Raw genomic sequence first — 22,574 nt, 5'->3', positions numbered from 1 at the left:
CGGTTCGGAGACCCGCTCGCGCTGCTTGCCCTGCTCGGATGCTTCGCGCTGGCCGGTTACGCCGCGAGCCGGGTGGTGGTGGCCGGTCCGTGGCTGGGTATCGCGGTCTGGTTCGTCGGCGCCGCGATCGGTCATGATCTGGTGCTGTACCCGCTGTACGCGCTCGCCGACACGGCCGCGCAGGGGCGGCGCCGGCGACGGGACCGGCCGCTGCCCGCGGTCGCTGGGGTGCCGTGGATCAACTATCTGCGGGTTCCCGCGGGGTTGTCGCTGTTGCTGCTCGCCGTGTGGTTTCCGCTGATCCTCGGCGTCAGCGCCGGTCCCTATCGAGGCGCGGCCGGACTCGGCACCGGCGTTTACCTGGGTCGGTGGCTGGCGGTGACAGGGGTGGTGTTCCTCGGGTCGGCGGTCCTCTACGCGCTGCGGGTCCGTCGCGCGCCTAGGCTCGGTCCGTGACGACCGAGTGGTCGTCGGCTCGGGTGCTGGTGGTCGACGATGATCCGACGGTGAGCGACGTGCTGACGGCTTTGGGGGATGAGGCCGACCGGGTGCCCCGCCTACCTACCATCGGATGACGCATCATCCGCGTAACGGCGCGGCGGCGAGTTCGATCATCCCGTCGGCGAAGCCGACACCGGCGGTGAACCCCAGCGCGGCGCGGGCGCGGTCGGTGCTGGCGGTGATGTGGCGGACGTCGCCGAGTCGGTATTGGCCGGTGACGACTGGGGTCGGTCCGCCGTGCGCCGCGGCGAGCGCCGCGGCCATCTCTCCGACGGTGTGCGGCATCCCTGATCCGATGTTGTAGACGGTGAGTCCACCGGGTGCTGGGTCCGCGGTCAGCGCGGCGAGGTTGGCGGCTGCGACGTCGCGGACGTGCACGAAGTCGCGCCGCTGTCCGCCGTCTTCGAACACCCGTGGAGGTTCACCACGTTCGAGGGCCGAGCGGAAGATCGACGCAACGCCGGCGTAGGGGGTGTTGCGGGGCATCCGGGGGCCGTAGACGTTGTGGTAACGCAGGGCGGTGGCGCGCCCGCCGGTGGATCTGGCCCAGGCCGCGGCCAGGTTTTCCTGGGCGAGCTTGGTGGCGGCGTAGCCGTTGCGCGGGTCCGGTGGGGTGTCTTCTGGAACGGTCTCGCAGCCCAGCGCGGCGGCGCAGTCCGGGCAGCGTGGCTCGAAGACCCCTGCTGCGAGGTCGCGGTCAGTGCGGGGACCGGCACGCACGACGCCGTGGTCGGGACAGCGGTAACGGCCTTCGCCGTAGACGACCATGGAGCTGGCCAGGAGCAGCCGGTCGACGCCGGCGCGGTGCATGCCGGCGAGGACGACTGCGGTGCCCAGGTCGTTGTGGCCCGCGTATTGGGGAAGGTCTTGCGGGTCGACGCCCAGCCCGACCATCGCCGCCTGGTGGCACACCGCGTCCACGCCGGCCAGGGCGTGGTCCATGGTGGATGGGTCGCGGATGTCGCCGACTGTCAGCGGGTGGGCGAGGTGATCGGGCCGGCCGCCGGCGTGGGCCGGGTGTGCGGCGGGTAGCAGGAGGTCGAGGAGCCGCACGTCGTGCCCGGCCGCCGCGACGGCATCCGCGACGTGGGACCCGATGAATCCCGCCCCGCCGGTAATCAACACTCGCACGGGCGGAGTCTATGGCGCGACCATCCTGTCCTCAGCAGGTCGGGCGTTCGGTACTTGTGTGTGCCGGCTGCTCTGGTTAAGGACGTACGGTTCTGGGAGGCGCTGCACCGCCGAGGTCACCCGGACACCGACGAGGCGGTACGGCCCGACCCGCCGGATCGCCGGGCGCGGATTCTCCAACTGCTCCGCCCCGGCGAGCCCCCCGCCCTAGACTTTTGAGGACTTGAAGCTGCCGGACGGGGCCAGGCGCCATGGACAGTGGAGGCGGAACCGGGCCCGGCGCCGTCCACATCCAATTGCTCGGTGGCTTCGACGTCTCGGCTGGAGGTCGCAACGTCGCGCACAACGCCTGGCGGCTGCGCAAGGCGAAGACGCTCGTGAAGATTCTCGCGCTCGAGCCCGGTCATCGGATGCATCGGGACCGGGTGACCGAGCAGCTGTGGCCCGACCTCGACACCGGCGCGGGGCGCAACAACCTGCACCAGGTGCTGCATGCGGCGCGGCACGCGATGTCGACGATCGGCGTCGCCGGCCCGGCGGTGCTCGGGCTCCGGGACGACGTCGTCGTGCTCGGTCCGGACTGCCCGGTCGACACCGACTTCGAAGAGCTCCAACGTGCAGTGCAGCACGCGCGAGCACCCGGCGCCGCCCAGGATGCGGCGACACTGGCCGGACTCTTCGACCGCTGGGGCGGCGGACTGCTGCCCGAGGACGGCTACGAGGCGTGGGCGCAGGTGCACGTGACGGCGGCCCGCGAGTGGCATCTGAAGGCGGTGCTGGATCTCGTCGACGGCGACCTCGCCACGCGGGATCCGGCGGGTGCGGTCGCGCTGCTCACCCCGGTGGTGGCCGCCAACCCGCTGCACGAGCCGGCCCACCGGGCGCTGATGCGGGCGCTCTCCGATGCGGGTCGCCGGTCGGAGGCACTCGGCGTCTTCGAGGACCTCCGCGAGCTGCTCCGGCGCGACCTTGCCGCCGAACCGGAATGGCAGACGCGCAAGCTCTACCGGGAATTGCTCGCGGGCAGCGCTGACGCCGCCGAACCACAGGTCACGGGCGCGGCCGCGGCCGGCAACCTTCCCGTGCGGGCCACCACGCTCGTCGGTCGCAACCGCGAAGTGAGCGAGATCGACGGGATACTCGCCCGCACCAAGCTGCTCACCCTCACCGGACCGGGTGGCGTCGGCAAGACGGCGCTCGCGGTCGAGGTCGCCCGCCGCCGCACCCAGCACCATCCGGACGGGACGTTCCTCGTCGAGCTGGGCGCCCTGGCCACCGGTGACCTCGTCGTGTCCGAGGTTGCCCGGGCGCTCCGGCTCGAGCTTCCCCCGCACCGGGCCTCGGTGGACTCCCTCGTGTCACAACTGCGCGATCGCAAGTTGCTCGTCGTACTGGACAACTGCGAGCACGTGCTCGACGAATGCGCCCGGATCGTGACGCACGTGCTGCAACGCTGTCCGCGGGTCTCGGTGCTGACGACGAGCCGGGAACCGCTCCGCATCGCCGGCGAGGTCACTTGGCGGACTCCGTCGCTGGCACTGCCGGACCCGGCCCACCTCCCACCGTCGGACGTGCTCGCCGGGATCGCGTCGGTGCAGCTGTTCGTACGACGGGCATCGTCGGCCGCGGGCGACTTCACCCTGACCGACGACAACGCGGCCGCGGTCGCCGAGATCTGCTACCGCCTCGACGGGGTGCCGCTCGCGTTGGAACTCGCGGCGGCGTGCGCCCCGATACTGTCCGCGCGCCAGATCGCCGCGCGGCTCGGCGATGCACTCACCCTTCTCAACCGCGGCGATCGGAGCCGGGTCACCCGGCAGCAGACGCTGGCCGCCACGCTGGCCTGGAGTCACGACCTGCTGACCGAGGACGAGCAGGTGTTGTTCCGGCGACTGTCGGTGTTCGCCGGGTCCTTCAGCCTGGCCGCGGTCGAGGTCGTGTGTGCCAGCGACGTGGACCGGCCCCGGGTGCTGACGGGGTTGAGCCGTCTCGTGGACACCTCACTCGTCCTCGCCGAGCCCGCCGGCGACGACAACCGTTACCGGCTGCTCGAGACGGTCCGGCAGTACGCCGCCGAGCGGCTCGGGGCCGTCGGGGAGAGCGACGAGGTGCGGGCCCGGCATTGCCGCTGGTACGTCGACGATGCCGAGGCCCGCGACCCCGAGCAGGCGGCCGCCGTGCTCGATGTGTCACATGCCGACCGCGACGCGGAGCACGAGAACGTCCGGTCGGCGCTCGACTGGGGGCTGCTCCGGGAACCGGAGATGGCGCTCCGTCTCGCGGTGGCTCTCTGGCGGTCCTGGCTCGCCCGCGGCATGCACGCCGAAGGCTGCGCATGGCTGGAGACGGTGCTCGCCGCGGTGCCCGAACCTTCCCCGCTGCGGACCCGCGCGCTCTACGGCCTCGCCGTGTTCGACGTACGACGGGGGAGCGCACAGCGACTCGAGCAGATTGCCGCCGAAGGGGTCGTGGTCGAACGGCTGCGTAACGACCCGGCCGGGCTGGCCCAGGCGTTGGCGGCGAGTGCGACGCTCGCCTACATCCGGGGCGACTGGACCGAGTGCTGGCAGAGCAGTCTGCAGGCCCGCGACCTGGCCCTGGACTGCGGGGCGGCGGAGATCGCCGTCTCTGCTCTGCACCCGCTCGCCATGGTGTTGCTCGGTCGCGGCGAGCTGCAGTCGGCGCGCAAGGTCTTCGACGAGATCGCCGCCGGCCTTCCGGGGTTGCCCCGGCCGGGCCCGAAGTTCTTCGTGCCGATGATGCTGGGTTTCGCCGTCGAGGGCGCCGCCACCGTGAGCCCGCGACTGCACTTCGAAGAGACGGTCCTGCTCGGGCGCCGGGTCGGCGCGGATCAGGCCGGTGCCTACGTGCAGTGCAACCTGGCCTATCTCGCCCGGCTCGCCGGCGACCTCGAGGAGGCGCGGGCGCTGGTGGAGGACGCCGCCTCGGTCTTCCGTCGCCTCGGCGACCGCGAGGGCGAGGCGCTCGCGGTGAACCATCTCGGTTGCCTGCACCGGGTGCAGGGCGACTTCGCGGCCGCCCGCGGAGCCTTCGAGCAGAGCCTGCAGATCCGGCTCGCCCTCGGGGATCGGCGCGCCACCGGCCTGACACTGGGCAGCCTGGGGGTCCTCACCGCGGCGGAAGGCAACGTCGATCGGGGGATCGGCCTGCTGCAGGAGGCGCTGTCCGGTTTCCGGGACGCCGAAGACGCGCCGGCTCAGGTCGCAATCCGGGTCACGATGGCGAGCGTGTATGCGACCGCCGGGGCGGAGGACCAGGCGTGTCGCTTGCTGCCCGAGGCGCTGCGCGAGTCGCGGCGCATTCCCGGCAACCACCGGGGCACGGCCTGGGGGTTTGCCGTTCTCGCCGATATCTACCGGCGACTCGGGCGGTCGAACGAGGCGATTCAGGCATTGCGGGACGCACAGGAGGAGTTCGGTCACCTCGGTGCGGTCGACGGCGCGGCGCACGTCCGCGTCGTCGTACAGGCGCCGACCGCAAACTGATCGCTAAGCAGATGCAAAGCCAGGGCTCGTAGCGTCGCCGACAACAACCACCGCACCACCTGTGCCGCACGCCGCGGTATAGATCGGGGAGGACGCAATGACGAGCACACGACACACCGACGTCGTCGGGGACGCCACCGTCGGAGAGCTGCGGAACGCTCTGCGCGGCGAGGTCATCCGGCCCAGCGACTCCGGGTACGACCAGGCGAGGGCGGTGTGGAATGCCACCCACGACAAGCACCCCGCGCTGATCATCCGGTGTGCGGGAACCGCGGACGTGATCACGGCCGTGGACTTCGCCCGCAGCCAGGGGCTGATCACGGCGGTGCGCGGCGGCTCCCACAGCATCGCCGGCTTCTCGACCTGCGACGGCGGGGTCGTCATCGACCTGTCACCCATGCGCAGCGTCACCGTCGACGCCGAGCGTGGGCGAGCCGTCGCACAGGGCGGCGCCACCTGGGCCGACTTCGATCACGAGACGCAGGCCTACGGTCTGGCGGTGACCGGTGGACTCGTTTCCACGACCGGCGTCGGCGGATTCACTCTGGGCGGCGGCATCGGCTGGTTGCTGCGCAGTTGCGGGTTGGCTTGCGACAGCCTGGTCGGCGCGGACGTCGTCACCGCCGACGGACAGCTGGTCCACGCCAGCGACGAGGAGAACTCCGACCTGTTCTGGGCCCTGCGCGGCGGCGGCGGCAACTTCGGCGTCGTCACCGCGATGGAGTTCGAGCTGCACAAGGTCGGGCCGACCGTGCTCGGCGGGCTGCTGTTCTTCCCCGGCGACGCGGCCCGCGACGTCGTCCGCGGGTGGCGCGACCTGACCAGGTCGATGCCCGACGAGCTCACCAGTCTCGTCGACCTCACGACCGCGCCGCCGGTGCCCTTCCTTCCCGAGTCGGTGCACGGAAAGCCGATCGTGGCGGTCGGCGCCGTGTACTCCGGCCCGATGGACCGGGCGGAGGACGCCATGGGTCCGCTGCGCACCCTGGCCGACCCGATACTCGACCACGTCGGTCCGGTGCCCTATGAGGCGATGCAGCAGGCACTCGACCCGCTCTGGGGTGCCGGCGCGCAGAACTACTTCACCTCGGCGATGCTCGACGGCCTGCCCGACGCGGCGATCGACGAGCTGCTCGCCGGGTGGCGGTCGAAGCCCACCCCGCAGTCCGAGCTGCACATCCACCACGCCGGTGGTGCCATGGCACGGGTGCCGCAGTCGGCGACGGCGTTCTCCCAGCGCACCTCGCCGTACATCCTCAACGTCATCGCGCGCGCGACCGACGCGACGGGATTCGCGGACCACACCGAGTGGGCGCGACGGACCCGCGAGACGCTGGCCGGGTACGGGCCGGGGTCGATGTACGTGAACTTCACCGGCGAGACCGGCGAGGACAAGGTGCGTGCCTCGTATCCACCGGACACCTACGCGAGGTTGGTCGCGGTCAAGGACCGGTACGACCCGACGAACTTCTTCCGGCTCAATCAGAACATCAGCCCGTCGTCGCGACCGAGCATGAACTGACTAGCCCGCCGTCGCCGCCGGTTCGGCCTGGACCGGCGGCGACGACTCGCTGTTCGGTGCGACGACGAAGTCCTTCTGCCGGATCAGCCCGAACGCCGGCAGGGCGGCGGCGAAAGCCACGATCGCGCCGACGAGCAGGATGACGTTCAGCCCGTGCACGAACCCGACCCGCGTGGAGTTGAGGAGCACCCCGCGCGCGGCGGGCGGGGCCGCGGCGAGCGCGCGCCCGACCTGGCCGCCGCTCACCGCGGTCGCGATCTGCTGGGCATGGTCGGCGAGCGGGGTGCCGGCGAGGGTGTGGGTGACCGAGCTGCGCAGGTGGCTGGTGAAGATGGCGCCCAGACCGGCGACACCGGTGGCGATCCCTACCTGCCGGAACGTCGAGTTGATGCCGGAGGCCATCCCGGCCCGGCTCGGTTCGACCACGCCGACCGCGGTGGACGCGAGCGGGACATTGACCAGGCCGGCGCCGACTCCGGCGACGACCATGCCCGGGAGCAGATGGGTCCACTGCGACGATGCGGTCAGGCCACGCATCATCAGCAGGCCCGCGCCGATCAGCACGAAGCCCGGGCCGATCAGCCAGCGGATGGGTACCCGGGTGGTCAACCGGCCGGCGACGCCGGCGGTCAGGAAGATCGCGCCGGTCAGCGGGAGAAAGCGCAGACCGGTCTGCAGCGCGGACAGACCCAGGGTGTCCTGCAGGTAGAGGACGAGATAGGTGAGCAGGGCGAACAGCGACGCGGAGATCCCCCAGGCCGCGGCCAGCCCGCCGTCGAAGGTCGGCACGCGGAGCAGCTTGAGGTCGAACATCGGCTGGCGTTGCACCAGTTCGACGACGACGAACGCCGTGAGGAAGGCCGCCGCCGCGACAAGCGAGCCGACGACGGTCGTCGAGCTCCAGCCGTCGGCGTTGCTGCGGATCATCCCGAACACCAGGCCGGCAAGGCCGGCGCTGAAGGTCACGAAGCCGAGCCAGTCCGGGCGGTGGGCGTTCGGATCACGGGACTCGTCGATCTTCCACATCGTCACGACGAGCGCGGCGACGCCGATCGGGATGTTGACGAAGAAGATCCACCGCCACGACAACCCGCTGGTGATCGCACCGCCGAGCACCGGCCCGACCGCCACCGCGACACCGGTGACAGCGCCGAACGCGCCGAAGGCGACTCCGCGTTCCCTGCCCCGGAACGCCTGAGCCAAGAGCGCCAGGGACGTCGCGAACATGATCGCCCCGCCGACGCCCTGCAGCCCCCGGGCCAGGGTCAGGAACAGTGAGCTCGTGGCGGTGCCGCACAACAGCGACCCCAGCGTGAAGACGATGACACCGATCGCGAAGACCCGCCGGCGTCCGACGAGGTCCGCGATCGACCCGGCGGTGAGCAGGAAGGCTGCGAGGGTCAGGGCGTAGGCGTCGATCACCCACTGCAGGTCGGACAGCGACGCGTTGAAGGCGCGTTGGATGTCGGGCAGCGCGACGTTCACGATCGTGATGTCGAGCAGCAGCATGAAGACACCGGTGCAAACGGCGACGAGGGTCCACCACTTCCGGTCCACGTCGTCCTCCCTACGGCTAGGTCTCGTGCGATTCGATTCGTGCGATGGCTCAATACTGAATGTAGACTCAGTTTGACCGATGGTTCCTGAGCATGTCAACAGTTAATCGCGGAGGAGGCTGGTCTGCGGCCATGAATCAGCCGTCCGGGAAGCGCCGTGGCCGGCCGTCGGCCGGGATTCGGGAGGCGATCCTGTCTGCGACGCTCGCCCTCGTCGAGGAGGAGGGCCTGCGCCGGCTGACGACGAAGGAAATCGCGGAGCGCGCCGGAGCGTCCGAGGCGAGCGTTTATTACCACTTCAAGGACAAGGTCGGGCTCGTCCAGGCCGTCATCGAGGCGGGTCTGGATCCGCTGCACAAGCTTGACGTCGGCGACTTCGGCCGATTCGACGCCGCGCCCCTCGCCGACGCGCTGCTCGAGGCCTCGGTGGCGTTCGAGACGTTCTTCGGTCAGGTGCTGCCGGTGATGGCGGCGATCCAGTCCGACGCCGAACTCCGGCAGGAGTTCGGCGAGCGGATGGACGCCCAGGGCATGGGTCCGCACCGTGGGGTCGAGCTCCTCGCCGCCTGGCTGGACGAGCAGAAGCGGAGCGGCCGGGTCGCCGCTGCGGTGGATTCCGAGGCGGTGGCTGCGCTGCTGATCGGCGCATCCTTCATGCGCGTGTTCGCGTCGCGTTCCCTGGCCGACAAGGACAAGCTGCCGTCCCGCGAGCAGACGGTCGCCACTCTCGCGACGCTGTTGACACCACGCGACTGATCGCCGGCCGGGCGACGGTTACACGAAGCCGGCGACCTCGTGCGGGTGATAGGGCTTCTCGAGCCGGGCGATCTCGTCGTCGGTGAGCGCGATGTCGACTGCGGCGATGGCGTCCTCGAGGTGCGTCATCTTGGTCGCACCGATGATCGGCGCCGTGATCACCGGGTTGTGCAGCATCCAGGCGAGCGCGATCTGGGCGCGTGAGACGCCGCGGTCGTGGGCGATCTCGGCGACCGCCTCGACGATGATCCGGTCGTCCTCGGAGTACAGCGTCTTGCCGAACTCGTCGGTCTCTGCGCGGGCGGTGCTCTCGTCCCAGTCGCGGGTGAGCTTCCCGCGCGCCAGCGGGCTCCACGGAATTACCCCGACGCCCTGGTCGGCACAGAGCGGGAGCATCTCCCGCTCCTCCTCGCGGTAGAGCAGGTTGTAGTGGTTCTGCATAGTGACGAACCGGGTCCAGCCGTGCCGGTCGGCGAGGTGGAGCGCCTTCGAGAACTGCCAGGCCCACATCGACGAGGCGCCGATGTAGCGGGCCTTGCCGGCCTTGACGACGTCGTGCAGGGCCTCGAGTGTCTCCTCGATCGGCACGGTCGGGTCCCACCGGTGGATCTGGTAGAGGTCGACGTAGTCGACGCCCAGCCGGCTCAGGCTGGCATCGATCTCGGCGAGGATCGCCTTGCGGGACAGGCCTGCGCCGTTCGGCCCGGGGTGCATACGTCCGTGCACCTTCGTGGCCAGCACGATCTCCTCGCGCCGGGCGAAGTCGTGCAGGGCCCGCCCGACGATTTCCTCGCTGGAGCCTGCGGAGTAGACGTTGGCGGTGTCGAAGAAGTTGATCCCGGCCTCGACGGCTCGCTTGATGAACGGCCGGCTGGCCTGCTCGTCCAGCGACCACGGGTGGTTGCCGCGGTCCGGCTCGCCGTAGCTCATGCAGCCCAGGCAGATGCGCGAGACGTCCAGACCGGTCGAGCCCAGCTTCGTGTACTCCATCACGTCACTCCTCGAAGTTCGATGTCCCAACTCTGCACCCGGCGACCGGCGTGCACGCACCCGGCCCCTGTCAGCCGGCACCGTCAGCCGGCACTGTGAGCTGGGCCTGTGAGCTCGTCCTGTGTCAGCCGTCGTCCGGCCGGTCCGTCACCCCGGTGGCGCGGACGGGCACGAACCCGGCGCCGGATCGGTAGTTGGGGGACTGGTGGCGGAAGTAGGCGTTGTAGACCTCGCAGTATTCGCCGCCCCGGCTCATGAGGTCGTTGTGGTCGCCCTGCTCGACGATGCGGCCCTTGCGGAGTACGACGATCCGGTCGGCGTGCTCGATGGTGGAGAGCCGGTGCGCGATCACGATCGAGGTGCGGTCGGCGAGAACGACGTCGAGGCCCTCCTGGATCTGGGCCTCGGTGAGCGGATCGACGCTCGCGGTTGCCTCGTCGAGGATGACGACGGCCGGGTCCTGCACCAGCATCCGGGCCAGGGCGACCAGTTGGCGCTGTCCCATCGACAACGCCCGGCCGTATTCGCCGACCTCGGTCTTCAACCCGTCGGGGAGCGAGTCGAGCCAGTCGCCGCCGCCGACCTTCCAGGCGGCGACCCGGATCTCGTCGTCGGAGGCGTCCGGGCGCGGGTAGCGGATGTTGTCGGCGACGGTGCCGGAGAACAGGAACGGCGACTGCGGCACGGCGCCGAGCTGGCGGCGGTAGTCGGCGAGGTCGAACGACCGGATGTCCCGCCCGTCGAGCAGGATCTGCCCGTCGGAGAACTCGTAGAAGCGGGTGATGAGCTTGCCCAGCGTCGACTTGCCGGCGCCGGTGTGGCCGACCAATGCAACGGTCTCACCGGGGGCGACGGCGAGGTCGAAGTGGTCGAGCACCCGCTCGCCCTTGTTGTAGCTGAACACGACGTCGCGGAATTCGATCGCGCCGCTGAGTCGGGCGACCGGCTGCGAGTCGTGCTGGACGACCTGCGGCTCGGCGTCGATCAGCGCGAAGACCCGCTCGGCCGCGGCGAGCCCCTGCTGGAACTGCGACCAGAACGACGCGATGCTGGTGAGCGGGAACCAGAAGAGCGCCACGCTCTGCAGGAAGAGATACCAGTCGCCGGCCGACAGGCCGCCGGACAGCACCCGGCGCCCGCCGACTTCGACGAGCAGCACCGTCGCGAGCCCGGCCACGAAGAGCAGCAGCGGGAAGATCGAGTTGAAGATGAACCCTTGGCGGAGAGTGACCCGGTAGTTCTGCTCGTTGATCGGCACGAACTCGTCGTAGAGCGTGCCTTCCTGGCGGAAGCTCTTGGCGACCGCGATGCCGCCCATCGTCTCCTGGACGGTGGCGTTGACCCGCGCCAGTGAACGCTGTGACCGGCGGGTGCTCTCGCGGGCCAGCCGCCGGAAGAGCAGAGCCATCGCGACGATGACCGGCGTGATGGCCAAGGTGACGAGCGCCAGCCCGACGTCGCGGGCGAAGAGCAGCGCGGTGATCAGGATGACGAGCAGCACCTGGCTGAGCAGGTTCATCGTCAGCGTGACTACGGTGGCGAAGTCGTCGGTGTCCGATGTCACCCGGCTCACGACCCGGCCGGTCGGCGTCTCGTCGTAGAACGCCAGGTCGCGGCGGAGTACTGCGGCGAAGGCGTCCTCGCGCAGCTTGAGTACGACGTCACCGACGACGCGGGCGCTGTGCACCTGGCGGATGTAGTTGAACACCCAGCCGAGGACGCCCGCGGCGAAGATGGCGATGGTGAGCAGCGCGATGTTGCTCGTCGAGGAATTGTCGACGATCTGATCAAGCCCCCAGCTCGTGATCACCGGGATCGCCGACTGCATCAGCGAGGTGAGCACGATGGTGGCCGCGACGAGCGCCATCGGGCGGGCCTTGGGCCGGAAGTAGCCCAGGATCCGGCCGAACAGCGCGCGGTCGCCGTAGCTGCGGTCGTAGTCCTCGGCGTCGAGGCCCTCCATGATGAAGCCCATCTCAGGCCTCCCCGCCCGTCGTCGTCCGCTGGCCGGCGACGTCGTCGGCCAGCGCGCCACCCGCCGCGACGAACGCCGCCCGGTCGGCGTCGGACCCGGTGACCTCGTCGTAGTGGGCGAAGATGCGGCGGTAGAGCCGGCACCGGACGAGCAGTTCGTCGTGGCTGCCCGTGTCGACCAGCTCGCCGCGGTGCAGGAGCAGCACCTTGTCGGCCCACCGGATCTGGGACAGCCGGTGGGTGATGAGCAACGTCGTGCGTCCCTCGAGCACCCGGTGGATGGCTTGCTGGATCCGGTCCTCGGTCGAGCTGTCGATCGCGCTTGTGGAGTCGTCGAGCATGAGGATGCCGGGATCGGTCAGCAGTGCGCGGGCGATGGCGAGCCGTTGCCGCTGACCGCCGGACAACGTAACGCCGCGTTCGCCGATCACCGTGTCGTAGCCGAGATCGAGCTCCTGGATGAACTCGTCGGCCTGCGCGTCGCGCGCCGCCCGCATCACCGCCTCGCGGTCGACCTGCTGGCCGAGGGAGAAGCCGATGTTTTCGGCGACCGAGCGGGAGAACAGGACGACGTCCTGCTCGATGGTGGAGATCTGCGAGCGCAGCGAGTCGAGGTTCCAGTCCCGGACGTCGACGCCGTCGACAAGGATCCGCCCCGAACCGACGTCGTTGATCCGGTTGACGAGCTGGGTCAGGGTGGTCTTGCCCGAGCCCGTCTCCCCGACGATCGCGACGGTCTGACCCGGCTCCACCCGGAACGAGAGATCGCGCAGCACCGGCCGGTCACCGTGGCCGAAGGTCACGTGGTCGAAGACGATCTCACCGCGGACCTCGCCCCGGTGCCCGGCTTGGTTCTGGTCGAGCTCGGTGCGCTCCTCCATCAGCCGCAGGATGCGGCCGGCGCTGACCACACCGAGCTGGACCAGCGAGAAGCTGAAGCTGGACATGCCCATCGGGAAGCCCAGCATCGACATCAGGCCCAGGTAGGCGACCAGCTGCCCGATCGTGAGCACACCCTGCGAATGCAGGTAGAGGCCGTGCAGCAGCGCGCCGGCCGTCGCGACGGCCAGCAGCAGGGTGGGCAGGTAGCGGGCTTGGATCACGCCCTGCTTGACGAAGAAGTCTCGGTAGCGGCGGGCGTCGCCCGCGAACCGGGCCAGCTCCTGCGGCTCCTGGGCGGTCACCTTGACCACCTCGATGCCCCGGACCGCTTCGTTGAGCCCGGCGTTGAGCCGACCGAACTGCTCCCGCATGTCGACCGACACGGGCCCCAGCTGACGCATGTAGAGCTTGAGCGTGAGCACGAAGCCGATCGCGAGCAGTCCGGGGGCGAGCAGCAGCTGCGGGTCGATGAAGCCGATGAACACCAGCGGGACGATGCCCTGCAGCATCGAGTCGACGACGAGGTCGACGCCGGGCAGGATCATGTAGTTGAGCTGGCGTACGTCGTTGGCCGCCCGGGCCATCAGGTCGCCGACCCGCTGCCGGTTGTGGAAGGTCTGACTCTTGCCCAGCAGGCTCACGTAGAGCTCGTCCCGCGCGGAGCGCTCCATCCGCTGCGCCAGCACCGCGACACAACCGCGGGCGACCAGGTCGGTCGCGCCGCGGAGGAGCACGATGACCAGCAGCACAACGGCGATCGTGGTGAGCCGGCCGGCGCGGTCGCCGGGCCGGAGGACCGCGTCGAATGCCGCGCCGGTCAGGCCCGGGATCGAGGTGTTGAGCGCCACCATGGCCAGCGAGCCGCCGAGGAATCCGACCAGGTAGCCCTTGTGCCGCAGCTGGTGGGACAGGATCCAGCGCACCGGACCGGTCCGGTCGGACCGGAACTGGCGGTCGACGGTGAACTCCGATCCCGCGGTGACCACCGAGGGCTCCTCCCAGGGGACGGCGGCCTCGAACGGTCGTCCGGAGCCGTGGATCGTTCTAACACGGGGCTCCGACAACCTGCGAACGAGTTGTCGCCCCGCGCTAGGGTGCGGGCGTCGTTCCCGGTACCCGCGAGCACCGTTTTGGAGAGCAGCGCATGACACGACAGGTCCGGGCGGCGGTCGTCGACGGCCCCGGCGGCTCGCCCTGCGTCACCGAGGTCGACCTGCCCGCCCCGGGCCCCGACGAGGTCGAGATCGCGATCGCCGCGGTCGGTATCTGTCACACCGACGTCGCGTGGGCGGCGGGTGACCTCGGGGCGGGCTACGACTTCCCGGTCGTCCTCGGCCACGAGGTCAGCGCGGTGGTCCGGGACGTGGGCTCGCAGGTGTCCCGGGTGCGCCCGGGCGACCACGTCGTCCTCTCCCTCACCCACCACTGCGGGCACTGCGCCTTCTGCGAGGCAGGCACCCCGATGCTGTGCGAGCAGCGGACGCGCGCGCGGCCGCGGCTCCGGCGCCACGGCGACCCGCTGGTCCAGGGCTACGGCACCGGCGGGTTCGCCGAGGCCACGGTCGTCGCCGAAAATTCCGTCGTCCGCATTCCGGACACGGTGCCGCTCGCCGGCGCCGCTCTGCTCGGCTGCGCCATCGCGACCGGCATCGGTGCGGTGATGAACATCGCGCGGGTCGAGGTCGGGTCGACCTGCGCCGTCATCGGTCTGGGCGGCATCGGGCTGAGTGCCGTCGCCGGCGCCCGGCTCGCCGGCGCGGCCTCGATCAGCGTCGCCGACCCGCTCGCCGAGCGGCGCGCGGCGGCGACGAGGTTCGGGGCGACCGAGACCTTCGAGGACGCCGAGAGCCTGCTCGCCGGCCGGCCCGGACGTGGGTTCGACTTCACCTTCGAAGCGACCGGTCGGCCCGACGCGATGGCGCAGGCCGTCGCGGCCGCCCGGCCCGGCGGAACGGTGACGGTGATCGGTGCGCCGCGTCACGACGCCCAGTTGACGTTGCCCGCGCTCGACTTCGTCACGAGCCAGAAGCGGCTGCTCGGGTGCCTGACCGGCAACGTCCGCCCCGACATCGACGTCGAGCGGCTGGTACGGCTCGTCGAGGCCGGTCGCCTCGATCTGGAGGCGTTCGTCACCCGCCGGATCCCGCTCGACCGCATCGCCGACGGCTTCGGCCTCGTCGAGCGTGGCGAAGGGATCCGCACCGTCGTCGAGATGTAGCTGTCGCACGCGTCATGGCCGTGACCTCGGCCGGATCTGGGTAAGGAGGCGACATGGAGCCGATCAGACACGAGCCGCCGTACGACGGCGACGCGGACGAGCCGACCGTCGGAATCGACCCGCACCAGCTCAGCGGCGGTTCGCCGGGTGCTGTGGGGGCCGAGCCGCCGACCGGGCCGGAGATACGCGCCGCGCACCTGCCGACGGTCGCGGAGGAGCGGATGGTCGCCCGGTCGGCGGCGCAGACCCGCGCCAACGTCAACCGGCAGATCATCGGCGTCGTCGGCATCATCGCGGGCGCCATCATCTGGGCTCTCGGCAGCCCGGCACCGGGCATCACGGTCATCGTCGCCACCTTCGCGCTCACCATCGCCATGGTGATGGCCGGCCGCTAATGGTTGGGCGCTGAGGGCACTCAGCCCGTGTGTGCCTCCGGGGGCTCGCCGTCCGCTCCGGACGTCGCGGCAGGCGCCGGCGTGGTGACGTCGGCGGTGACGCCGGCCGCGGGCCCTGTAGTCGCGGTGTAGACGTCCTGCGAACTGATCGGCTGGGCGGTGAACGCGCGCTCGCGCCGGGTATTGCGGCTGAAGGCGATGAACCACGACAGCACGGCGCCGACCCGGTTGCGGTATCCGGTGAGGAAGGCGATGTGGATGAACAGCCACGACAGCCAGCCGAACCGCCCGTTGTAGCGCAGCCGGCCCGCGGAGATCACCGCCTTGCCCCGGCAGATGTACGCCGCGGAGCCGAGATCGCGGTAGCGGAACGGCTTCTCCGTCGGGTGCCCACCGAGCCGCCGGTGGATGCGGTGGCCGGCGTAGAGACCGGACTGCATGGCGACCTCGGCGAGCCCGGGGAGTTTGCCGAGGCTCATCACGTCCCCGACCACGGAGATCTCGGGGTGCCCGGGAATGGTGAGATCGGGGTTGACGTGGATACGCCCGGCCCGGTCGCGTTCGGCCCCGGTGGCGTTCGCCAACGCGGCCGCGAAAGCCGGAGCCTCGACGCCGGCGGTCCACAGCACTGTCCCGCTGGTGTACTGCGTCTGCGCGCCCGCCTCGTCCCGCACGGTCAGCCCGCCCCGGCGTACGTCGGTGACGAGGGAGTGCATGTGCAGTTCGACGCCGAGCTCCTCCAGCGCTTTCGCCGCCTTCGCGGACAGCTTGGGCCCGAAGGTCGCGAGCGGCGCGTCGCCGCCGTCGAAGAGCAGCACCCGGGCGTCCTCGGGCGCGAGGTGACGGAACTCCGACCGCAGGGTCCTGGTGGCGAGCTCCCGGATCTGACCCGCGAGCTCCACCCCCGTCGGCCCACCGCCAACCAGGCAGAACGTGAGCCAGCCGCGACGTTCATCCGGATCGGTCGCAGTCTCGGCCATCTCGAATGCGCCGAACACCCGTCGCCGGATCAGCAGCGCGTCGCCCAGCGTCTTCATCCCGGGCGCCCACTGCGCGAACTCGTCATGACCGAAGTAGGACTGCGCGACACCGGCGGCCACGATCAGGTCGTCGTAGGGGAGTTCCAGCCGCTCGCCGCCGACCCGGGCCGCGATCACCCGTCGTCGCGTGGCGTCGACGTCGACGACCTCGGCCAGCATGCAGTCGACGTTGCGGTGACGTTTGAGCACGTCGCGCAGCGGCGCAGCGATCTGTCCTTCGGACAGGATCCCGGTGGCGCACTGGTAGAGCAGCGGCTGGAACAGGTGATGCGCGGCGCGGTCGACCAGGGTGACGTCCACCGGCGTACGGCGCAGCGCGCGGGCGGCGAAGAGCCCGGCGAAGCCTCCGCCGATGATCACTACCCGGTGTCGTTCGGTGCTCTGCTCCATCGTGCTGCTCCGGTGCGTCAGCCCTGGGGGTCGTGCCAGGACTCCCCGTCGGGGAGCAGACGGTCGGCCTCCTCAGGTCCCCAGCTGCCCTTGTCGTAGGGATGGACCCCTACGACGTCGCCGAGCACCGGGTCGACGACCTCCCACGCCGCCTCGACGGTGTCCTGTCGGGCGAACAGCCAACGGTCGCCCGCGAGTGCCGCGCCGATGAGCCGGTCGTAGGGCCGCATGTCCTCGCCCGGCTGCTGGGCGAAGGAGAGGTCGTCCATCTGCGGTTCCCACCCCGCGCCGGGCTTCTTCGCGGCGAGGCGGAGACCGACAGCGGCCTCGGGCCAGATCCGGAACCGCAGCGAGTTGTGGATCGCCGGCGACATGACCCCGAAGAGGTCGTACGGCGGCTGCCGGAACCGGATGCTCACCTCGGTGGCCGTCACCGGCATGCACTTGCCGGCCCGGATCAGGACCGGCACGCCCGCCCAGCGCCAGGAATCGACGGCGAGCCGGACGGCGACGAAGGTCTCGACCGTCGACTTCTTGTCGACGCCGTCGACCTTGCGGTAGCCGGCGTACTGGCCACGGACGGTGGTGTCCGCGGACAGCGGTCCCAGCGCGGCGATGAGACTCGCCTTCGAGGTCCGCCAGGAATCAAGGTTCTGCCCGCTCGGCGGGTCCGCGAGCACTGTCGCCAGCACCTGCAACATGTGGTTCTGTACGACGTCGCGGATCGCCCCGGTCTGGTCGTAGAAGCGCCCGCGGTCGGAGACGTCGAACGCCTCGGCCATGGTGATCTGCACGCTCTGGACGTGGTCGCGGTTGAGCAGCGGTTCGAGCATGGAGTTGGAGAACCGGGTGAAGAGCACGTTGTCCACCGGGTCGAGCCCGAGCCAGTGGTCGACGCGGTAGATCGCGTCCTCGGCGTAGAACTCGTGCATCGTCGTGTTCAGCTTCTGCGCACTGGCCAGATCGGTGCCGAACGGCTTCTCGACCATGACCCGGGCACCGTCGGCCAGCCCGGCATTCGCGATCCCGCGCGCGATCCGGTCGAAGAGGAAGGGCGGCACCTCGAGGTAGAAGAGGGCGCGTTTGCCCTTGCCCACCTCCTTCGCCACGGTTGCGTAGGTGGCGTCGTCGCCGAGGTCACCGTCGATGTAGCGCAGCAGGCCGAGCATCTTGGCCGCGGGCTCGCTCTTGGGGTCGATCGCGTTGTTCTTCAGCGAGGTGGCGGCGTAGTCACGGAACTGGTCGAGACCCCAGCCGCTCTTCGCGACCCCGATCACCGGTACGTCGAGAACACCGCGCTCCACCAGGCCGACGAGGGCCGGGAAGGTCTCTAGCTTCGCCAGGTCCCCGGTCGCTCCGAAGATGACCAGCGCATCCGCTTGATCTGTCGGCATGGATCCCGCCCTCTCGCTGTCGATACGTCGGCCGCACCGCGTCAATAGTGGCTCAGCCGAGCCGTTCGGCGATGTGGTCTCCGACCCGTAGTGCATTGGCGATGGCGGTCAACGACGGGTTCACCGCGCCGATGCTCGGGAAGAAGCTGGTGTCGACGACGTAGAGGTTGTCCACGTCGTGCGCCTTGCAGGTCGGGTCGAGTGCCGAGCTGGCCGGATCGGAGCCGAAGCGCACCGTCCCGGCCTGGTGGGCGGTTGCCCCGATCGGGAGGCCCTTGTGCAGATAGATGCTGTGGTCGACGAGCTTGTGTCTGCGCATCCCGAGGTCGCCGAGCATGCCCTCGAGCTTGTGCCTCAGCCGGTTCACGCCTTCGACGTTATTCTTCGGGTCGACCGCGAGATGTATCCGGCCCTCCTTGTCGAGGGTGACCCGGTTGCCCGGTGCCGGCAGGTCCTCGCCGCACAGCCAGAAATCGACGGCGTGGTGGGCGAGCACCTCGAACGGCATCTCCGGCGACGCGGCGGCGGCCCAGCGCGGCGCGCCGGCCTTGATCTGGTCCGCGTCGGACTTTCCCAGCATCTGGATCCCGCCGAGCGGGTAGTCGAAGTCGTCGGCGCCTGAATACCAGTCGTTCATGGCTAGCGTCTTCTGGAACCGCGTCGGGTTGGGCTCCTTCGACACCGCGATGACGGCGACGTTGTTGTGCCGCATGTAGTGGCGGCCGACCACGTCGGAGCTGTTCGCCAGCCCGCGCGGGTGCTTGTCGTTCGCCGAGCGCAGCAGCAGCGCCGCGGAGTTCACCGCACCGCAGGAGACGACCACGACGTCGGCGGTCAGACGCAGGGTCGACCCGCCGTCCACCCGGACGACGACGGTGGTGACGGTCCGCCCGGACGGGTCGGTCTCCAGCCGGTCGGCGTAGGCGTGGGTGAGCATGCTGACGTTGTCGTGGCGCAGCGCGGGATCGACGCAGATCACCTGCGCGTCGGACTTTGCCTGCACGAGGCAGGGGAAGCCGTCGACCCGGTCGCACCGGATGCAGACGCTGGCGGGCGTCGCGAGGCCGTGGTCGTCCTGCGTGAGGTTGACGCCGATCGGGAGGTGGAAGGGGTGCAGGCCCTTCTTCTGCAGATCGTCGTTGAGCTGCTGGATGCGCGCCTCGTGCTCGACCGGCCCGAAGGCGTACGGCGCGCTGGCCGGCCCCTCGGTCGGGTCCTCGCCGTGCCGCCCGTGGACGAGGTAGAGGTGCTCGGCCTCGGTGTAGTAGGGCTCGAGGTCGTCGTAGGAGATCGGCCACGCGGGGGAGATCCCGCCGTGATGGGTGATGTCGCCGAAGTCCTGCGGACGCAGCCGGAAGAGCGCCGCGCCGTAGAACTTCGTGTTGCCGCCGACGTAGTAGTTCACCTCGGGCGGGAACTCGTTGTCGTCCTCGTCGAGCCAGAACTCCGGGGCCCGGTATTTCGCGTCGACGAAGACCGCCTCCGACTCCCAGTTGTCCCGCTCGCGGGGCAGGTAGTCACCGCGTTCGAGCAGCAGGATGCGTTTGCCGGTGGGTGCCAGCCGGTGCGCCAGGGTCCCTCCGCCCGCACCCGTCCCGATCACGATGACGTCGTAGTGCTGGTCGTCGGCCACGACCCACCGTGTGTCCCCGGCTACCCGACCCGCATCACCCCGAGGGGATGAAGAGAAATTTCATCCTGTTTGCGTGATGCCCGGCCCGCCCCGGCGGACGCACCCTCAGGCCAGGACGATCTGCGCGCCGCCGGAAGGGATGGGAGCTGCAGATGAGTCAGCTCGATCTTGCCCGCGTGCAGTTCGCGATGACCTCCATCTACCACTTCCTTTTTGTACCGGTAACCATTGGTTTGGGGTTCCTCACCGCGCTGCTGCAGACGGCCTGGCACCGTAGCGGACGGCCCGAGTACCTGCGGCTGACCCGGTTTTTCGGCGTCCTGCTGCTGATCAACGTGGCCGTCGCGGTGGTCACCGGCCTGGTGCAGGAGTTCCAGTTCGGCATGGACTGGTCGGTCTATTCGCGCACCGTCGGCGGGGTCTTCGGCGCTCCGCTGGCCATGGAGGGTCTGGCGGCCTTCTTCCTCGAGTCGACCTTCCTCGGGCTGTGGGTGTTCGGCTGGAACAAGCTGGGACGCCGGGTGCACCTGGCCACCATCTGGGCCGTGGCCTTCGGCGCGATGCTGTCCGCGGCCTTCATCCTGGCGGCGAACTCGTGGATGCAGCACCCGGTCGGATACAAGATCAATCCGGCTACCGGCCGCGCGCAGCTCACCGACATCTGGGCGGTCCTGACCAATCCCGTCTTCCTGTGGGGCTACGTCCACGTGCTCCTCGCGTCGCTGGTCACCGCCTCCGTGGTGATGCTCTCCATCTCGGCGTGGCAGCTGCGTCGGGGCGGGGCGCGGGCGGTGTTCCGACCGGCCGCCCGGCTGTCCCTGATGGTGTTGGCGCCGTCGATCATCCTGGCGATGTTCGTCGGCAGCGAGCTCGGCGTCGTCGAGGGCAAGTACCAGCCGATGAAGATCGCCGCCGCCGAAGCGCAGTGGACCACCTGCCAGCCGTGCTCCTTCTCGCTGTTCCAGATCGGCGGCGGCAACGACGACAAGACCCCGACCCAGATCATCGCGATCCCGCACCTGTTGTCGCTGCTGGCGACCAACCACTGGAACGGCAAGGTGCAGGGCCTGACCCCGTTGCAGAACCAGTACCAGCAGAAGTACGGACCGGGCAACTACGTGCCCAACGTTTTCGTCCAGTACTGGTCGATGCGCATCATGGCCTACGCCGCGGGTCTGATCCTCATCCTCGCGGGCTGGGGAGTATGGCTGCTCTACCGCAAGAAACTCGACCGCGGGAAATGGTTCCTGCGCGCCGCCATCTGGTCGGCCGCGCTGCCGTTCATCATGAACACCGCGGGCTGGTTGCTCACCGAGAGCGGCCGACAGCCGTGGATCGTGCAGGGCGTCCAGCTGACCCGCAACGGCGTGTCACCGTCGATTAGCACGGCGACCGTCGCGACGAGCCTGATCGTATTCCTGCTGTTGTACGGGGCTTTGGCCGTCGTCGACATCGTGCTGATGATGCGCTACGCCCGACGGGAGATCGGCCCCGAGCCGGCTGCCGGAGACGAGCCCGAGGTCCGCCTCCCGGCCATGACGTATTGAGGCGGGACGACCGATGACCCTTGTCTCTACCTGGTTCATCATCATCGCCGCGCTCTGGACGGGGTTCTTCGTCCTGGAGGGCTTCGACCTCGGCGTCGGAATGCTGCACGACGTCGTCGGGCACGACGAGACAGGGCGCCGGATGGCGATCAACACGATCGGCCCGCTCTGGGACGGCAACGAGGTCTGGCTGGTCGTCGCGGCGGCGGGGATGTTCTCCGCCTTCCCCGGCTGGTACGCGACCATGTTCTCCGCCTTCTACATGGTCTTCATCCTGCTGTTGGTGGCGCTCATCGTGCGCGGGGTGTCGTTCGAATTCCGCGGCAAGGTCGACACCGACCGGTGGCGGCGTACCTGGGACATTCTGCTCACCGTCGGCAGCCTGCTCGTCCCGCTGCTGGTCGGAATCGGGCTCGGCGGACTGCTTCAGGGCGTGCCCATCGGCAAGAACCAGGAGTTCACCGGATCCCTTGTCGACCTGCTCACGCCGTACGGCGTCTTCGTCGGGGTCACCCTCGTGCTGCTCTGCATCCTGCACGGTGCGAGCTTCCTGGCATTGAAGACCACGGGCGACCTGCGCACCCGGGCAACCCGGCTGGGCGGCCGGATCGCTCCGCTCACCGGCCTCGCCGTACTGGCGTTCGCGATCTGGACGCATGTGGCTTCCGGTCGGGGAGTGCTGCCGAACCTGTTCGAGATCATCGCGGTCCTGGCGGTGATCGGCGCGGCGTGGGCGATCCGCGACGGGCACGAGGGATGGTCGTTCCTCGCGACGACATTCGCGATGGCGACGACGGTGCTGTCGATCTTCGTCGAGCTTTATCCGAACGTCATGGTCTCCAGCACCAGCCCGGCCTTCAACCTCACCGTGCACAACACCGCTTCCGGGTCCTACTCGCTGAAGGTGATGACCGTCATCGCCCTCGTCCTGCTCCCGATCGTGGTGCTCTACCAGGGCTGGACCTACCACGTGTTCCGGCAGCGGCTGCGCACGGAGGACTTCCAGCCGGCGCCGACCGGTCCGCCCGGCCCGGACACGAAGTCCGATGCCGCCGCACCCGACTCGAACGGTGCCCAGCAGGCGCCGCCGGCCGCGACCCGACCACCGACATGACGTGCCGCGCCGACCCGCGGTCGTG

At 69.9% G+C, this 22,574-nt stretch carries 17 protein-coding genes; 9 read left to right on the top strand and 8 right to left on the bottom strand.

Features of this window, described 5'->3' with window-relative positions; genetic code table 11:
• Positions 1-456, top strand: a 456-nt coding sequence (locus VGH85_04525; GenBank protein ID HEY2173058.1) for a hypothetical protein, incomplete at its 5' end; no start/stop codon positions are given.
• Positions 453-575, top strand: a complete 123-nt coding sequence (locus VGH85_04520) for a hypothetical protein (protein ID HEY2173057.1) — start codon at positions 453-455, stop codon at positions 573-575. The genes VGH85_04525 and VGH85_04520, both read left to right, overlap by 4 nt.
• Before the next feature lie 4 nt (positions 576-579).
• Here VGH85_04520 and VGH85_04515 read toward each other — a convergent pair whose 3' ends face one another.
• On the bottom strand, positions 580-1,632 hold the full coding sequence (locus VGH85_04515) for an NAD-dependent epimerase/dehydratase family protein (GenBank protein HEY2173056.1): 1,053 nt from the start codon (positions 1,630-1,632) through the stop codon (positions 580-582).
• Between the two features lie 251 nt (positions 1,633-1,883).
• Here VGH85_04515 and VGH85_04510 point away from each other — a divergent pair, with 251 nt between their 5' ends.
• A complete protein-coding gene (locus VGH85_04510; protein HEY2173055.1) occupies positions 1,884-5,138 on the top strand; it encodes a BTAD domain-containing putative transcriptional regulator in 3,255 nt (1,084 codons plus the stop codon).
• Positions 5,139-5,235: 97 nt separating this feature from the next.
• Positions 5,236-6,660: an FAD-binding oxidoreductase gene (locus VGH85_04505; GenBank protein HEY2173054.1), complete on the top strand. Its 1,425-nt coding sequence runs from the start codon at positions 5,236-5,238 to the stop codon at positions 6,658-6,660.
• On the opposite strand, the gene VGH85_04500 is transcribed toward VGH85_04505, so the two are convergent.
• The gene (locus tag VGH85_04500) at positions 6,661-8,217 is read right to left on the bottom strand and encodes an MFS transporter (protein HEY2173053.1); all 1,557 of its coding nucleotides are present in this window, start codon (positions 8,215-8,217) and stop codon (positions 6,661-6,663) included.
• A gap of 131 nt (positions 8,218-8,348) precedes the next feature.
• On the opposite strand from VGH85_04500, the gene VGH85_04495 reads away from it, so the two are divergent.
• A complete protein-coding gene (locus tag VGH85_04495; protein HEY2173052.1) occupies positions 8,349-8,972 on the top strand; it encodes a TetR/AcrR family transcriptional regulator in 624 nt (207 codons plus the stop codon).
• 18 nt (positions 8,973-8,990) lie between these two features.
• On the opposite strand, the gene VGH85_04490 is transcribed toward VGH85_04495, so the two are convergent.
• The 3 genes from VGH85_04490 to VGH85_04480 form a co-directional block, all read right to left on the bottom strand.
• A complete protein-coding gene (locus VGH85_04490; protein ID HEY2173051.1) occupies positions 8,991-9,962 on the bottom strand; it encodes an aldo/keto reductase in 972 nt (323 codons plus the stop codon).
• Positions 9,963-10,086: 124 nt separating this feature from the next.
• Positions 10,087-11,937, bottom strand: a complete 1,851-nt coding sequence (locus VGH85_04485; protein ID HEY2173050.1) for an ABC transporter ATP-binding protein — start codon at positions 11,935-11,937, stop codon at positions 10,087-10,089.
• A gap of 1 nt (position 11,938) precedes the next feature.
• A complete protein-coding gene (locus VGH85_04480) occupies positions 11,939-13,804 on the bottom strand; it encodes an ABC transporter ATP-binding protein (protein HEY2173049.1) in 1,866 nt (621 codons plus the stop codon).
• A 158-nt stretch (positions 13,805-13,962) separates the two neighbouring features.
• Here VGH85_04480 and VGH85_04475 point away from each other — a divergent pair, with 158 nt between their 5' ends.
• On the top strand, positions 13,963-15,036 hold the full coding sequence (locus VGH85_04475) for an alcohol dehydrogenase catalytic domain-containing protein (GenBank protein HEY2173048.1): 1,074 nt from the start codon (positions 13,963-13,965) through the stop codon (positions 15,034-15,036).
• Positions 15,037-15,089: 53 nt separating this feature from the next.
• Positions 15,090-15,431, top strand: a complete 342-nt coding sequence (locus VGH85_04470; GenBank protein ID HEY2173047.1) for a hypothetical protein — start codon at positions 15,090-15,092, stop codon at positions 15,429-15,431.
• Positions 15,432-15,451: 20 nt separating this feature from the next.
• On the opposite strand, the gene VGH85_04465 is transcribed toward VGH85_04470, so the two are convergent.
• Genes VGH85_04465 through VGH85_04455 form a run of 3 tightly spaced genes read right to left on the bottom strand, consistent with a single transcriptional unit; the run spans position 15,452 to position 19,888 of the window.
• Positions 15,452-16,861 carry an NAD(P)/FAD-dependent oxidoreductase gene (locus VGH85_04465; GenBank protein ID HEY2173046.1) on the bottom strand — a complete coding sequence of 470 codons (1,410 nt, stop codon included), beginning with the start codon at positions 16,859-16,861 and terminating at the stop codon, positions 15,452-15,454.
• A gap of 17 nt (positions 16,862-16,878) precedes the next feature.
• Positions 16,879-18,255 carry a glucose-6-phosphate dehydrogenase gene (gene zwf, locus VGH85_04460; GenBank protein ID HEY2173045.1) on the bottom strand — a complete coding sequence of 459 codons (1,377 nt, stop codon included), beginning with the start codon at positions 18,253-18,255 and terminating at the stop codon, positions 16,879-16,881.
• 52 nt (positions 18,256-18,307) lie between these two features.
• Positions 18,308-19,888, bottom strand: coding sequence for a GMC family oxidoreductase (locus VGH85_04455; GenBank protein HEY2173044.1), 1,581 nt, complete (start codon positions 19,886-19,888; stop codon positions 18,308-18,310).
• A gap of 152 nt (positions 19,889-20,040) precedes the next feature.
• On the opposite strand from VGH85_04455, the gene VGH85_04450 reads away from it, so the two are divergent.
• The gene (locus VGH85_04450) at positions 20,041-21,435 is read left to right on the top strand and encodes a cytochrome ubiquinol oxidase subunit I (GenBank protein ID HEY2173043.1); all 1,395 of its coding nucleotides are present in this window, start codon (positions 20,041-20,043) and stop codon (positions 21,433-21,435) included.
• Positions 21,436-21,448: 13 nt separating this feature from the next.
• On the top strand, positions 21,449-22,549 hold the full coding sequence (gene cydB / locus VGH85_04445) for a cytochrome d ubiquinol oxidase subunit II (protein ID HEY2173042.1): 1,101 nt from the start codon (positions 21,449-21,451) through the stop codon (positions 22,547-22,549).
• The last annotated feature ends 25 nt before the right edge of the window (positions 22,550-22,574 follow it).

The organism is Mycobacteriales bacterium, from assembly GCA_036497565.1.
Lineage (GTDB): Bacteria > Actinomycetota > Actinomycetes > Mycobacteriales > QHCD01 > DASXJE01.
The sequence above is the reverse complement of the archived record's forward strand: the minus strand, read 5'-3'. Positions and strand labels throughout refer to the sequence as shown.

Bases quoted from the DNA above. Each gene is read 5' to 3' on its own strand.
- VGH85_04510 (HEY2173055.1), top strand. From the start codon at position 1,884: ATGGACAGTGGAGGCGGAACCGGGCCCGGCGCCGTCCACATCCAATTG.
- VGH85_04505 (HEY2173054.1), top strand. From the start codon at position 5,236: ATGACGAGCACACGACACACCGACGTCGTCGGGGACGCCACCGTCGGA.
- VGH85_04495 (HEY2173052.1), top strand. From the start codon at position 8,349: ATGAATCAGCCGTCCGGGAAGCGCCGTGGCCGGCCGTCGGCCGGGATT.
- VGH85_04490 (HEY2173051.1), bottom strand. From the start codon at position 9,962: ATGGAGTACACGAAGCTGGGCTCGACCGGTCTGGACGTCTCGCGCATC.
- VGH85_04485 (HEY2173050.1), bottom strand. From the start codon at position 11,937: ATGGGCTTCATCATGGAGGGCCTCGACGCCGAGGACTACGACCGCAGC.
- VGH85_04475 (HEY2173048.1), top strand. From the start codon at position 13,963: ATGACACGACAGGTCCGGGCGGCGGTCGTCGACGGCCCCGGCGGCTCG.
- VGH85_04470 (HEY2173047.1), top strand. From the start codon at position 15,090: ATGGAGCCGATCAGACACGAGCCGCCGTACGACGGCGACGCGGACGAG.
- VGH85_04465 (HEY2173046.1), bottom strand. From the start codon at position 16,861: ATGGAGCAGAGCACCGAACGACACCGGGTAGTGATCATCGGCGGAGGC.
- zwf (HEY2173045.1), bottom strand. From the start codon at position 18,255: ATGCCGACAGATCAAGCGGATGCGCTGGTCATCTTCGGAGCGACCGGG.
- VGH85_04450 (HEY2173043.1), top strand. From the start codon at position 20,041: ATGAGTCAGCTCGATCTTGCCCGCGTGCAGTTCGCGATGACCTCCATC.
- cydB (HEY2173042.1), top strand. From the start codon at position 21,449: ATGACCCTTGTCTCTACCTGGTTCATCATCATCGCCGCGCTCTGGACG.